This window comes from Streptomyces sp. DSM 116793 (assembly GCF_057320905.1).
The window spans coordinates 494,275-507,291 of sequence record NZ_CM170494.1; the positions used below are offsets into that span (position 1 = coordinate 494,275).

Annotated in this window: 12 protein-coding genes and 1 pseudogene; 6 read left to right on the plus strand and 7 right to left on the minus strand. The window is 73.5% G+C overall.

Going from position 1 to position 13,017, the window contains the following annotated elements; genetic code table 11:
• Nucleotides 1-42 precede the first annotated feature (42 nt).
• Nucleotides 43-615 (minus strand): helix-turn-helix domain-containing protein, encoded by a 573-nt coding sequence (locus tag ACSMXW_RS02145; protein WP_485803564.1) that lies wholly within the window; start codon nucleotides 613-615, stop codon nucleotides 43-45.
• Nucleotides 616-749: 134 nt separating this feature from the next.
• Between ACSMXW_RS02145 and ACSMXW_RS02150 the strand changes: the two genes are divergently transcribed.
• A complete protein-coding gene (locus ACSMXW_RS02150) occupies nucleotides 750-1,616 on the plus strand; it encodes an EamA family transporter (protein ID WP_485803566.1) in 867 nt (288 codons plus the stop codon).
• 339 nt (nucleotides 1,617-1,955) lie between these two features.
• Here ACSMXW_RS02150 and ACSMXW_RS02155 read toward each other — a convergent pair whose 3' ends face one another.
• Nucleotides 1,956-2,849: an acyltransferase gene (locus ACSMXW_RS02155; RefSeq protein WP_485803567.1), complete on the minus strand. Its 894-nt coding sequence runs from the start codon at nucleotides 2,847-2,849 to the stop codon at nucleotides 1,956-1,958.
• Nucleotides 2,850-3,043: 194 nt separating this feature from the next.
• Between ACSMXW_RS02155 and ACSMXW_RS02160 the strand changes: the two genes are divergently transcribed.
• Entirely contained in the window at nucleotides 3,044-3,673 is a 630-nt protein-coding gene (locus ACSMXW_RS02160) for a gamma carbonic anhydrase family protein (protein ID WP_485803569.1), read from the plus strand.
• A 413-nt stretch (nucleotides 3,674-4,086) separates the two neighbouring features.
• Here the strand turns inward: ACSMXW_RS02160 and ACSMXW_RS02165 are convergent, their stop codons facing one another.
• The 3 genes from ACSMXW_RS02165 to ACSMXW_RS02175 form a co-directional block, all read right to left on the minus strand.
• Complete coding sequence (locus ACSMXW_RS02165) at nucleotides 4,087-4,749, minus strand: DedA family protein (RefSeq protein ID WP_485803571.1); 663 nt, start codon at nucleotides 4,747-4,749, stop codon at nucleotides 4,087-4,089.
• A 422-nt stretch (nucleotides 4,750-5,171) separates the two neighbouring features.
• Nucleotides 5,172-5,735 carry a GNAT family N-acetyltransferase gene (locus ACSMXW_RS02170; protein WP_485803573.1) on the minus strand — a complete coding sequence of 188 codons (564 nt, stop codon included), beginning with the start codon at nucleotides 5,733-5,735 and terminating at the stop codon, nucleotides 5,172-5,174.
• Between the two features lie 145 nt (nucleotides 5,736-5,880).
• Nucleotides 5,881-6,333: a DUF4442 domain-containing protein gene (locus ACSMXW_RS02175; RefSeq protein ID WP_485803575.1), complete on the minus strand. Its 453-nt coding sequence runs from the start codon at nucleotides 6,331-6,333 to the stop codon at nucleotides 5,881-5,883.
• 188 nt (nucleotides 6,334-6,521) lie between these two features.
• On the opposite strand from ACSMXW_RS02175, the gene ACSMXW_RS02180 reads away from it, so the two are divergent.
• The 3 genes and pseudogenes from ACSMXW_RS02180 to ACSMXW_RS02190 form a co-directional block, all read left to right on the plus strand.
• The gene (locus ACSMXW_RS02180; protein WP_485803576.1) at nucleotides 6,522-7,559 is read left to right on the plus strand and encodes a DUF8017 domain-containing protein; all 1,038 of its coding nucleotides are present in this window, start codon (nucleotides 6,522-6,524) and stop codon (nucleotides 7,557-7,559) included.
• 335 nt (nucleotides 7,560-7,894) lie between these two features.
• On the plus strand, nucleotides 7,895-8,023 hold the full coding sequence (locus ACSMXW_RS02185; protein ID WP_485803577.1) for a hypothetical protein: 129 nt from the start codon (nucleotides 7,895-7,897) through the stop codon (nucleotides 8,021-8,023).
• A pseudogene (locus ACSMXW_RS02190) lies at nucleotides 8,017-9,324 on the plus strand (MFS transporter); the annotation flags it as partial. The gene ACSMXW_RS02185 and the pseudogene ACSMXW_RS02190, both read left to right, overlap by 7 nt.
• Before the next feature lie 47 nt (nucleotides 9,325-9,371).
• Here the strand turns inward: ACSMXW_RS02190 and ACSMXW_RS02195 are convergent.
• The gene (locus ACSMXW_RS02195; RefSeq protein WP_485803579.1) at nucleotides 9,372-10,217 is read right to left on the minus strand and encodes a spermidine synthase; all 846 of its coding nucleotides are present in this window, start codon (nucleotides 10,215-10,217) and stop codon (nucleotides 9,372-9,374) included.
• A gap of 280 nt (nucleotides 10,218-10,497) precedes the next feature.
• Entirely contained in the window at nucleotides 10,498-11,670 is a 1,173-nt protein-coding gene (gene tuf, locus ACSMXW_RS02200) for an elongation factor Tu (protein ID WP_485803581.1), read from the minus strand.
• 608 nt (nucleotides 11,671-12,278) lie between these two features.
• Between tuf and ACSMXW_RS02205 the strand changes: the two genes are divergently transcribed.
• Nucleotides 12,279-13,007, plus strand: a complete 729-nt coding sequence (locus tag ACSMXW_RS02205) for a TVP38/TMEM64 family protein (RefSeq protein WP_485803583.1) — start codon at nucleotides 12,279-12,281, stop codon at nucleotides 13,005-13,007.
• Nucleotides 13,008-13,017: the final 10 nt, after the last annotated feature.

The window sequence follows — 13,017 nt, forward strand, 5'->3', positions numbered from 1 at the left end:
TGACGGGGTGCGGGGCGACCGTCGCGGGTACGGCGGCGACGCTCACGGGTGCGGCGGCACGGACACGGCCATCGTCATCCGCACCGGCTCGGTGCCCTCGTTGCGGTAGCCGTGCGGCACATGGGCGTCGAACGCCGCGGACGAGCCGGACGGCACGGTGTGCTCCAGGCCGTCGACGACCACGGTGAGGGTCCCCTCCTCGACGTGCAGCAGCTCGGTGGTACCGACCGGGTGCGGGTCCGAAGAGCTGCCGTCGCCGGGCATCAGCAGCCACGACCAGAGCTCCAGCGGGCCGCGCCGCTCCGCGCCCACCAGCAGCGTGCTGCTGCTGCCCGCGGGCGTCGACCACATGCGCACCGCCTCCTCGCCCGGCACCAGCCTGACCTGCGGGCCCTGGTCGTGGTCGAGCAGGGTGGCGATGCTGACGCCGAGTGCGTCGGCGAGCTTGACGGTGGTGCCGACGCTCGGATTGGTACGCGCCTGCTCGATCTGGATGATCATGCCCCGGCTGACCCCGGCACGTGCGGCGAGCGCGTCGAGCGTGTATCCCCGCTCACCGCGCCAGCGCTTGAGGTTACGGGCGAGCGACTGCGTGAGCTGATCGAGATCCGACACCTTGAGTCCAATATCCTAGATGACAGAGTACAGTGAACTGCACTACGCTGTGCTGTACTCACGATGCAGTGCACTGTACTGCCCTGCACGACCCGAACCGCCCGTACCACCCCGTACCGTCCTGCGAGGCCTCCATGACTGCGCTCCTGGCCCTGACCACCAGCCTGCTGTTCGGGTTGGGCGACTTCGGCGGCGGACTGCTCAGCCGCCGTATCCCGGCGCTCACGGTGGTCGCCGTCTCGCAGGCCTGCACCGTCGCGGTGCTGGGCACCGCGGTCGTCGTGACCGGCGCCTGGCACGAGGCGAGCCCGAAGCTGTGGTTCGCGGTCGGCGCCGGGGCCGTGGGCACGATCGCTCTGCTCGCCTTCTACCGCGCGCTGGCCGTCGGCCCCATGGGCGTCGTCTCACCCCTCGGCTCCCTCAGTGTCCTGGTGCCGGTGACCGTGGGCCTGGTGCTGGGCGAGCGGCCGGACCTCCTCCGGGTGGCGGGCATAGGCATCGCGGTGGCGGGCGTGGTGCTCGCGGGCGGCCCGGAAGTGCGCGGCGAGCCCGTGCAGCGCCGGACGATCGCGTTCACCCTGGTGGCGGCGGTCGGGTTCGGCACGGTGATGGCGCTGATCGCGGAGGCGGCCACGACCGTCAGGGGCCTGTTCCTCGCCCTCCTTGTGCAGCGCCTGACCAATGTCGTGGTGGGTGGCGCGGCGCTCGTGCGGTCGGTGCGCAGGGGTGCGGCGGCGCTGCCGCCGGAGGGCGGGATACGCGTCATCCTGCGTGCCCTGCCTGCGCTCGCCTTCGTCGGCCTGGCCGACGTCGCGGCCAACGGCACCTATGCCGTGGCGGCCCAGCACGGCCCCGTCGCCGTGGCGGCGGTCCTCGCCTCGCTCTACCCGGTGGTCACGGCCCTCGCGGCCCGCGGGTTCCTCAGCGAGCGGCTGCGCGGGATACAGGCGGCAGGGGCGGGCCTCGCCATGCTCGGAGCGGTGTTGCTGGCGACGGGGTGAGGGGGCGGGGGCGGCGGGCACGGGGCGCTCCAGCGGCGGGCCGCTCGCTTGCCGGCCCTCCTCCTGTCGGGCTACCGCGGGTGGCGGGGCTGGTACCCGGGGCTGGCGGGGCTGGTACCGGGGGCTGGCGGGGCTGGTACCCGAGGCTGGCGGGACTGGTACCGGGGGGCTGGTGGTGAGTGCCGGGCGCTGCGCCCGGCGGCCTGCGGCTGTGGTCGCCCCAGCCTCCGGGAGCGGGGCGCGTCGGCTCGGAGGATCGGGATCAACTGTCGGTGGTCGGGATCGGTTGTCGGTGGTGATCAGGACCGGCTGTCGGTGGTCGGGATCGGCTGTCGGTGATCAGGACCGGCCGGTGTCCACCGTGGCCTCCGCGGACACGGCGTCCGCGGAGCCCCCGGTCTCCGCCGTCCCCGCCGTCCCCGCTGTCTCCGCCCTTCCCGCTTCAGCAGCACTCCCCGGCTCGGCGGTCCTCGCCGCCTCCCCTGTCCTCCCCGCCTCGGCCTCCTCGAAGGCGGCGAGCGCGAGCAGTTGCTCGGGGGTGATGCCCTCCGGGATGGCCACCGGTGCGGGGGTGCGCAGGGGCGGCTGCCAGCCCGAGTCGGGGCACCAGCGCCGCACCACCCGGGCAGGGGCCCCCGCGACGACGCTGTGGTCCGGCACCGGGCCACGCACCACGGCCCCGGCCGCGACCACGACGTTCCGTCCCACGACGGCGCCGGGCAGGATCACCGCGCCGGTGCCGATCCAGCACCCCGGCCCGATCTCCACGGGTTCCATGCGCGGCCACTGCTTGCCGATGGGGCGGTGCGGGTCGTCGTACGAGTGATTGGTGGACGTGATGTACACGTAGGGGCCGAAGTAGCAGTCGTCGCCGATGGTGACCTTGGTGTCCGCGATGACATGGCTGCCGCGGCCGATGACGACACCGTCACCGAGCCGCAGCACAGGCTCGGGTCCGAGGTCGACGCCCGGCACCAGACCGGCTGTGAGCGTGACCTGCTCCGCGATGATGCAGTGCGCACCGAGGTGGATCCACGGCTCACCGAAGACGGTGCCCTGCGGGAAGGCGAGGCGGGTGCCGGTCCCGATCGCCCCGAACCGCAGCCGGCCCGGATGCCGCGCGGTCACCGCTCCAGCACGCTGGGCCCACGCCCAGCAGCTGTGGACCAGGGACTGCGCAAGACGGCGCCCCCAGTCCGCCGGGGACGAGAACACGTTCTTGTTCTTGGGCACTCACCCACCGTACTCAGCGCCGGCTCGGGGCCAGCAGGGGCACCTGCTGTGATCTTCGCCCCACCCCGGCTGTGCGGGGTGCGGGCGCGTCCCTTACCCTGCGGTCGCGCCAGGCCGGTCTCGTACCGTACGAGTGTGACCCGGCGCGGCAGCCGTACCGGGCAGACGGCCCGCAACGCAGCGAGGAGATGCCGATGACCGACCGAGCACTGATCAGCGCGGTGGGCGGCAAGGAGCCGGTGATCGAGGAGGGCGCCTTCGTCGCCCCGGCGTCGGTCGTGATCGGTGAGGTGACCGTTCGGGCCGGCGCGAGTGTCTGGTACGGGTCGGTGCTGCGTGCCGACTACAGCCCGATCGAGCTCGGTGCGGGCAGCAACATCCAGGACAACTCCACCGTGCACTCCGACCCCGGCTTCCCGGTGTCGATCGGCGAGCGGGTCTCCGTCGGCCACAATGCGGTGGTGCACGGCTGCATGATCGAGGACGACTGCCTGATCGGCATGGGGGCGACCGTGCTGAACGGCGCGGTGATCGGTACGGGTTCCCTGGTGGCCGCACAGGCGCTGGTGCCGCAGGGCATGCAGGTGCCGCCGGGTTCGCTGGTCGCGGGCGTGCCGGCCAAGGTGCGCCGCCCGCTCACGGACGAGGAGCGCGAGGGCATCACCCTCAACGCCACCGTCTACATCGAACTGGCCAAGGCGCACGCCACCGCCCACGCGGAGGGCCACATCGGCAGGAAACTCCACGGCGCCCACGAATTCCGCCTCCCGGATGAGCCCGACACCACGGACAAGGGCTCCACCGACACCCCCCACCAGGAGTAGCCCCACCTCACTCCCCACCTCGCTCCCCGACCGCGCGACACCCGCGGCAAACCACCAAGCCCCACCCCGACGGGCGGGCGCGGGAACTGCGCGGGAACCCACGACGCACCCCGCAGCGGACCACCAAGCGCCATTCGGAAAAAGGGTGCGCGGACACCGGCCGGAACAGGGGCGCGGGGAACTGCGCGACAAACCGCGACGCACCCGCACCGGGCCACCGCGCCAAGCCCCCCACACAGCCCCCGCCCGGCCACCGAGGCCCAGCCGGGACGACCGCCGCGCGGCGAGCCCGGCGGAGCCGAAGCGGACAGAAACCGGGGCCCGAAACCCGCGGGGGCCGGCCGCAGAGCAGGAACCACGAAAGCCGAACCAGGAAAGCCGGGGCACGGGGGGGGGGGCGGGTCGGCGGAGGCCTACTCCGCCTCTGCCCCCGCCCGCTCAGGCTCCCGCTCAACCCCCGCCGCCCCCGCATGCTCAGCCTTCTTCGCCCGACGCCGGATGACCAGCATGGAGGCCAGCCCGATCAGCACCGCAAGCAGCAGACCCAGCCAGGAGAACCGCTTGAGCCACGACTCGGCGACCACGCCGAGGTAGTAGATGACGGCCGTGGTGCCGCCTGCCCAGACCACACCGCCCAGCAGGTTGGCGATGAGGAACTTCCAGTACGGCATGTGGAGCACACCGGCCAGCGGCCCTGCGAAGATCCGCAGCAGGGCGATGAAGCGGCCGAAGAACACCGCCCACATCCCCCACTTCTCGAAGGATCGCTCGGCGGTCGCCACATGGCCGGGACCGAAGTGTTTGGGAAACTTCCGGCCGAGCCAGGCGATCAACGGGCGGCCGCCCTTGCGCCCGATGGCATAGCCGGTGGAGTCACCGATGACGGCGCCCGCGCTGGCGCAGGCACCCAGGACCACCGGATCGATGTGTCCCTGCTGGGAGGAGAGCAGCGCGGCGGCCACCAGCACGATCTCGCCGGGCAGCGGAATGCCCAGACTCTCCATGCCGATCACCAGGGCGACCAGCGCATAGACGCTGACCGCCGGTACGTGCGTCAGCCACTCGTGGACGTTCAACGCCGGTCCTCCCGCTTCCCCGCCTCGCCCGCGGACCAGGTCCGCAGGCTCCCCCGTGCACTGTCCGCGCGCCCCCCGCACGCCTGCGCCGAAGCCTACCGGTTCGCCCCGCCGGCGCGCCGTGTCCCTGCGGCCGGTGGGACCGGTGTGTCGGCCGTGAGGGCCACCCCGGCCATGAGGACTGTTCGGCCATGAGGGGGCCCTTCCGTACGGCGGCCGGGGGAACGGCGCGGCCGGGGGAACGGCGCGGCCGGGGGGGGACGGCGCGGCCGAGGCCGTGCTCGACGTGGTGGCTCGCCCGGACCGCCCCGGCACCTGGCCGCCGACGCTGACGCGGCCGCCGAGCTCCGCGGCCCGTGGCGCCGAGCCGGGACATCGGCTACCGCCGGTCGCTGGGTCCGCGAGGGGACAGGGGGTGCCGCTCAGCTCCCCCGCCGCGCCAGGGCCTCGGGGTCGAAGGTGAAGGCGGCGTAGGAGCGTCCGTCGGTCTCGAAATGTGCGACCTCGTTCATGCCGTAGTGCCGGTGTACGGCGAGGGAGCGCTCGTTCAAGAGCTCCACGAAGGCCACACCCAGGTCGAAGCTCTTCTTCAGGTCACCACTGAGCGCAACGAGCAGTTTCGTCAGCACACCACGCCCCTGGTAGCGGTCGTCGACCGCAACGGGCCCGTAGAGGAACACCTTCTCACCGTCCTGCTCGGGAAACGTCCTCAGAACGGTCTCGACGGCGATTGCGGCCGGGTGTCCTTCAGGTATTCCGCCCGGCTCGCTCGTCATCGCGAATCCCGCGAGTTCTCCGTCCTCCTCGGCGATGAAAACGCCCGTACCGTGCTGGAATCGGCGGAGTACCGCCTCGTCCATGACGCCCTGGACGAACCCTCGCCGGGCGCGCTCCTCATCACCGAGCCCTTCCCCGCGGGCCCTGTCCATCAGGTCCAGGATCGCAGGGTGGTCTTCCGGTCGCGACGTGCGCACAATGATCGACACGCGTTGACGATAAGCCTGCTCATCGCCCTCGCCAACGCGTCACCGTGGCGGCGGGCCCCGTGCAGCCGTGCCGGTACGACCGTGCGGGGAGCCACACGGCGAGGTCCGCCGGAACGGCCTTACGCGTCGGAGGGGGCCTCGCCTCTCAGCCCTTCGGGCGCAGGGTCCACACGACCGTCATCTCCCCTGTGACAGCCCCGTCCTCGCGCCGTAGTGCGATACCGACGGGGAACTCCGGCCGCCTGCCGTCGTCGAGTTCCGCAACGACCTCGGAGGCCGGGCGGCCCAGAGTCGCCGTTGCCGTCACGGATCCCATGGCCAGCTTCTGGTAGTCGATCTCAGCCCGCACCGCGAGCGGCACCGCACGGGAGAGCTGATCGCCGAAGGCCGTGAGGACGATGGCACCGCTGGCGGACTCGGCCAAGGTGAACATGGCGCCCGCGTGGGGGCCGCCGAGGTGGTTGTGGTACTCCGGCTGGTCCGGAAGCCGGAGCACGGCACGCTCCGCGGTGACCTCGACGAACTCCACGTTCAGGGTACGTACCATCGGGACGGCGGCGGCCAGCATGTCACCCGCCGAGGCGCTTTCAACTGTCATGAGCGGGATGTTACCGACGGGTAGTAATGCTGGCCAGTCCTCATGCAGCCCCGGCGTGCGGTCCCGGACGTGGTGCGACCGTGCCGCGAACCGTCCGCGAACGGCCTTTCCGGGCGCCGCTGTTCCGGTACGGACCTGACGAGGCCCGGTGACCGAAACGTGTCCGTGGCGCCACTAAGGTGCTGCCCATGTGGCCAGGAGAGCAGCCGCCCGGGGGCGAGCAGAACCCGCAGAACCAGAGTCAGAACCCTTACCAGCAACCGGGGTACCAGCAGCCGAATCCTTACCAGCAGCCGGGCTATCAGCAGCCGAACCCGTACGCCCAGCAGCCGGCACAGCAGCCCGGACAGCCGCAGTGGTCCGCCCCGACGGTGCCGGGAGGCACGCCCCAGCCGCCGCGCGACGACCGCAGGAAGACGATGATCACGGCGCTGGTGGCCGCGGGCGCCGTGGTGGTCGCGGCCGGTGTGACCGGCTTCCTGGTCCTGGGCGGCAAGAAGGACGACAAGGCCGGCCCCGCCCCCGCCGAGTCCTCGCCCGCCGCCTCCACCCCGGCCCAGCCTGCCCCGGACGACAGCGCCGGGAGCGACGACAACCCGCGCGGCACCGAGGGCAAGGAGAAGCCGACCATCCCGGGCTGGAAGACGGTGATCAATCCACGGTTCGGCACGGTCTTCGACGTGCCGCCGGACTGGGAGGTCGAGGCACCGACCCTGAGCGTCGGCTTCGAGTGGGACGAGAAGGGCGGGAAGACGGACCGCACGACGGTCACGGCGCCCGCGGACCTCAAGGCCAAGTGGTGCACCGACGACTCGGACAAGGACGGCACGCCGGAGGACACGGCCCTGGCCACCGCCGGAGCGCGCGGCGAGAACGGCGCGAAGAACACCGACGAAGCGGCCGAGTCCCGGGTGCCGTGGTGGATCTACGGCGGTTACACACACCCCGACAAGAAGAGCATCTCGTACACCAAGGCGAAGCCCTACACGACCGCGTCCGGGCTCAAGGGGAGCGTCACCACGGCGCACTCCACGAACACCCCCCAGCGCGGAAAGTGCGCCACGGACGGCAAGGCCATCACCTTCGCCTTCAAGAACGGCGCGGGCGACATCGTGAGCTGGGACCTCTACGGCGTGAAGGGGGTCAAGGACGAGCTCTCCGAGAAGACCATCCAGAAGATCCTCAGCACGGTGCGCCTCACCCAGGACCCGCCCACCGGCGAGTGACGAGCGGGCCCGGACGGACCCGGCCCGAGGCGACCGGGTCCTGAAGCGGTGAGGCCGGCCGGCTTGAGCGCACGGCCTCCGCGACCGCGAAGGCGCCGGCCGGCGCGCCCACGGCGGCCCCGTCCGGGCGGCCTCGGCCCGGGTCGGCGCCACGCAGCCGGGGACGGCCTCGTCCCGTCGCCCACCGCGCGGCCGGCGGTCGCCGCCCACCGCGCCCCCTTCGCCGGCCGCCGGCCATCGACACCGCCCGGACGGCCCGCCGCAGAGCACCCGCCCGGACGCACGGCCCGGGCAAATCGTTTGCGACCAGCCCGCGCACCGGCGACAGTCCCGGGGTGCCCCCTCCCGACGACGTGCCCGGCCTCGCGGCGCTGGCCGCCGTCGCCCTGGCCATGCTGATCCGCTACGAGCCGCGCCCGCCACGCACCGTTCCGGGTGGCCGGGCCGGAACTACAGCCTGCTGACCGCCGCCACGGTGGTGACCAACCTGGGCAGCCAGGGCGCGCTGATCGCGGCGGCCTTCGCGGTCCTCGGCACGGGCGGCGACAGCTCCGAGGTGGGTCTGGTGGCGGCGGCCAGGACCCTGCCCCTGGTGGTCTTCCTGCTGGTCGGCGGGGCCGTCGCGGACCGGCTGCCGCGGCACCGGGTGATGGTCGCCGCCAACGCCCTCAACTGCCTCTCGCAAGCCGCCTTCGGCGTCCTCGTGCTGGCCGGCGAGCCACGGCTGTGGCAGATGATGCTGCTCACCTCGCTGGGCGGCACCGGCCAGGCGTTCTTCGGCCCGGCCTCCGAGGGCATGCTGATGGCGTCGGTGTCCGGGGAGCAGGCCGGGCGGGCGTTCGCCGTCTACCGCATGGCGATGAACGGCGCCGGCATCGGTGGCGCCGCGCTCGGCGGCGCCCTGGTGGCCGCGCTCGGTCCCGGCTGGGTGCTGGTGGTGGACGCCGGCTGCTTCGCGGTCGCGGGCGGCCTGCGCTCACTGCTGGACCTCGGCCACATGGCGCCGCGGGAACCGGGCGGCGGCATGCTCGCGGACTTGCGGGACGGCTGGCGGGAGTTCGTCGGCCGGCCCTGGCTGTGGTCCATCGTGGCGCAGTTCTCGGTGGTGGTCGCGGTGGTCGGTGCCGCCGAGTCGGTCTACGGTCCGCTGGTCGCCCGGGACCGGCTGGGCGGGGCGGGGCCCTGGGGACTCGCACTGGGCGCCTTCGGCGCGGGGACGGTCTGCGGGGCGCTGCTCATGGTGCGCTTCAGGCCGCGGCGCCCGCTGCTCGCGGGCACGCTGTGTGTCCTCCCGCTGGCACTGCCCTCGGCCGCGCTCGCGGTGCCGGTGCCGGTGGGTGTGCTGTGTGCGGTGATGCTGGTGAGCGGCGCCACCATCGAGGTCTTCGGCGTCTCCTGGATCACCACGATGCACCAGGAGATTCCGGAGGAGAAGTTCTCCCGGGTCTCCGCCTACGACTGGCTCGACTCGATCGGCATGGTGCCGGTGGCCACCGCGCTCGCGGGTCCCGCCGAGCACGCGGTCGGCCGCGGCGCCGCGCTGTGGGGGTGCTCCGCGCTGGTGGTGCTGGTGACGGCCGCCGTTCTCCTCGTGCCTGACGTACGCCGGCTCACCCGCCGCACCGCGGGCGCGACGACGTCCGCGGGGACCGTGGAGGTCACCCGCACGGTGCAGCCCGCCGACGCCGTGCACACCAGGGAGGAGGTACGGGCACCGGGAGCCGTGCCGACCGCCGGTTCCGGGAGGTCCGTGGCCGTCACCGGGGCCGCGAGCAGTACGGAGGCGTTGCCTCCGGTGCCGTCGCAGGGCCGTCAGCCCACGCTGAACGTGCCGTCCGGCGGGGGCGGCGAAGCGGTGGCGTCCTCGTCGTGCACTGGTGACGCGTCGCCCATCAGGCGCCGTAGCACCGTCCCGTGCTGCACGCGCGCCGGGAAGGCGTCGGCGGCGGTGCGCCGGGCCAGGGCGGCGAGGTCGGTCTCCCGGTGGGAGGCGATCACCAGGGTGTTACCGAACCGGCGCCCGCGCAGCACGGCCGGCTCCGCGACCAGGGCCAGTTCCTCGAAGACCGCGGCCAGCGTGGCCAGTTGCGAGCGCAGGAAGGTGAACGGCGCGCCGTCGGCGAGGTTGGCCACGTAGACGCCGCCGGGCCGCAGTACCCGCTCCACCGTGCGGGCGTAGGCCAGCGAGGTGAGGTGGGCCGGGACCCGGGAGCCGCCGAAGACGTCCCCGATGACCAGGTCGGCGGCGGCCGGCTCCGCCGCCTCCAGCCAGGCCCTGGCGTCCGCGGTGTGCAGGCGGATGCCCGCGTCCGGAGGCAGTGGCAGCCGCTCCGTGACCAGCCGCAGCAGGCCCCGGTCGGCCTCCACCACGTCCTGGCGTGAGCCGGGGCGGGTGGCGGCCGCGTAGCGCGGCAGCGTCAGCGCACCGCCGCCGAGGTGGACGACGTCGAGCGGCCGGCCACGCGGCGCCATGGTGTCCACGACGTGCCCCACCCGCCGGGCGTACTCGAATTCCAGGTGGGTGGGGTCGTCCAGGTCGACGTACGACTGCGGGGCGCCGTCGACCGTGAGCAGCCAGGCGTGCGGGCGGTCGACGTCCGGCAGCAGCCTGGCGGTGCCGTGGTCCACGGCCCTGGTCACCGGAATCGACTCGTCCACCAGGCCATTGTGCCGCCCGCCCGCCGGCCGACTGCAGGGGGCGGGGGCGTGCGGCGGGCGCCCGGGGTGCACGGTGCGGGAACGGCGGCGCACGGCAAGCCCGCACCCACGGGCTTCCCCTCCTCCCCGCCGTCGGTGCGTGCTGTGCGGCACCCGGCTGGGCCCCGGGCGGCGCACTGCTCGCCGCGGCACCCGCCCGGCGCCGCCCGGCGGCGTACGCCCGACGCGCCCACTCGGCTCGTCAGGCGCACGCCGCCGCCCACCACCGGGCGCCGGCGCGTCAGCCGACCTCGGTCACCGTGCCCGCGCCGACCGTGCGCCCGCCCTCGCGCACGGCGAAGCCGAGGCCGGCCTCCAGGGGCACGTCACGGCCGAGCACGACGGTCATCGCGACCGTGTCACCGGGCCTCGCGACGCCCTGCTCGGCCAGGTCGACGTCGCCGACCACGTCCGCCGTCCTGATGTAGAACTGCGGGCGGTAGCCGCTGGCGATCGGGGTCCTGCGGCCGCCCTCGGCGGCCGGCAGCAGGTACACCCGCGCGGTGAACCGCCGGCTGGGTGTGACGCTGCCGGGCGCCGCGACGACATGGCCGCGGCGCACCGCGTCGCGCGGCACGCCGCGCAGCAGCAGCGCCACATTGTCCCCGGCCTGTGCCTCGGCCATGGGCTTGCCGAAGGTCTCCAGGCCGGTGACCACCGTGGTGGTGTCCGCGCCCAGCACCTGGACGCGGTCGCCGACGCGCACGGTGCCGCGTTCCACGGCGCCGGTGACGACGGTGCCGCGGCCCGTGATGATCAGGACGTTCTCCACGGGCAGCAGGAACGGCGCGTCGATATACCGTTCGGGCATCGGGACGTAGGTGTCCACCGCGTCGAGCAGCGCCTCGACCGAGGCCGTCCAGCGGGGCTCGCCGGCCAGCGCCCCGAGCCCGGAGACCCGGACCACGGGCACGGCGTCGCCTGCGTAGCCGTGGGCGGTCAGCAACTCGCGCACCTCCAGCTCGACCAGGTCGGTGAGCTCCTCGTCGCCCGCGTCGGCCTTGTTGAGCGCGACGACGATGTGGTCCACGCCCACCTGGCGGGCCAGCAGCACGTGCTCGGACGTCTGCGGCATGATGCCGTCGACGGCGGAGACCACCAGGATCGCGCCGTCCAGCTGCGCCGCTCCGGTGATCATGTTCTTGACGTAGTCGGCGTGGCCCGGCATGTCGACGTGCGCGTAGTGGCGGGTGTCGGTCTCGTACTCGACGTGCGCGATGTTGATGGTGATGCCGCGGGCGGCCTCCTCGGGGGCACGGTCGATGCGGTCGAAGGACACGTAGCGGGTGCCGGCGCCGCGCTTGGCCAGGACCTTGGTGATGGCGGCGGTCAGGGTGGTCTTGCCGTGGTCGACGTGGCCCATGGTGCCGATGTTCAGATGCGGTTTGGTGCGCACGTATGCCGTCTTGGGCATGGCTGTCCTCGGTGAGGAGAAGTGAGAGCTACCCGCGAGGCGGGAGCGGGGACCCCGTCGGCCCGGCCGACCCTCCCCCTGCGGGGTCCGCCGGACGATCCGGGAAGGGTCAGCTTCGTGCGCCGTCGGCTGCGGCCGTCAGAACCAGTGCGCCGGCAGCACCCAGCGCATCCGCGGCTGCGGATGCGGCGAGGAGGAAGGCGTGCCGGAACATGTCACCGATCATCACCGGTCGCCGGGCGCCCGTCGAATGGTTTTCGGCTCCGTGGCCAGGACGGATGTCCTCGGGGCACGCCCCGGGGTTCCCCGCCCCGGTTCCGGCGGCCGGAACACGACAGGGACTGCCCCGTGGGCCGAGTGGGAACCGCGGGTCTCGCGGGGGCCGGGCGCCGTTGCCCGCGCCCCTTTGGCGCCGGTGGCCGGCCGCCCCCGAACGGCGCGCGGGGGAACTACGCGAGCAACCACCCACCGGCCGACGGCCGGAAACCGACAGAAACCGCCCCTCCGCGCCGGTGGCGGACCGCGCGTCTCGCGGTCCGCCGGGGTGGCCGGAGCTGCCGGGGGACCGGATGCGGCGATCAGGTGGGTGCTTCGGTTAGTCTCCCGGAGTGCTCAACTCGGCCGCTCCACCCGCAGCTGACCCCGCGCCGGCGGTGCCGCCGGGCGTGGCGGGGCGCTGTCTGCGAGCCCTGCTGTCCCCGTGGTCGCGGCTGTCGATGCTGGTGGTGCTGCTGGCGGCCGGCGGTGCGTGTGTGCTGTTGTTCGAGCCGCAGCGGTTGCTGGCCGACGGCTGGCCGCCCCGGCTCGGCGGTGCCGCGGCCGCGGTGGTATTCGCGGCGGCCTACGGCGTGTGCACGGTGGCGTTCGTGCCGCGGCCGCTGCTGAATCTCGCGGCAGGCGCGTTGTTCGGCTCGCAGCTCGGTCTGGCTGCGGCGCTCGCCGGCACGGTCGCCGGGGCGGGGATCGCGTTCGGTCTCGGCCGGATGCTCGGGCAGGACGCGCTGCGGCCGCTGCTGAGGGCCCGGCTGCTGAAGGCCGCCGACGGCCAGCTCAGCAGGCATGGCTTCCGCTCGATGATGGCGATACGGCTCTTTCCCGGCGTGCCGTTCTGGGCGGCGAACTACTGCGCGGCGGTCTCCCGGATGCGCTGGCCGGCCTTTGTGCTGGCGACCTGTCTGGGCTCGGTGCCGAACACGGCGGCGTACGTCGTCGCGGGCGCCCGGGCCGCTGCGCCGCTGTCACCGGTCTTCCTGATCGCGATGGGGTTCATCGTGGTGACCGGTGCGGCCGGAGCCGCGGTCGCGTGGCGCGCCCGCCACCGGCTGCGCGGACACTAAAGAGGTCGTT

Coding starts and splice junctions, on each gene's coding strand:
- ACSMXW_RS02175 (WP_485803575.1), bottom strand. CDS start 6,333: ATGACAGTTGAAAGCGCCTCGGCGGGTGACATGCTGGCCGCCGCCGTC.
- ACSMXW_RS02160 (WP_485803569.1), top strand. CDS start 3,044: ATGACCGACCGAGCACTGATCAGCGCGGTGGGCGGCAAGGAGCCGGTG.
- tuf (WP_485803581.1), bottom strand. CDS start 11,670: ATGCCCAAGACGGCATACGTGCGCACCAAACCGCATCTGAACATCGGC.
- ACSMXW_RS02150 (WP_485803566.1), top strand. CDS start 750: ATGACTGCGCTCCTGGCCCTGACCACCAGCCTGCTGTTCGGGTTGGGC.
- ACSMXW_RS02180 (WP_485803576.1), top strand. CDS start 6,522: ATGTGGCCAGGAGAGCAGCCGCCCGGGGGCGAGCAGAACCCGCAGAAC.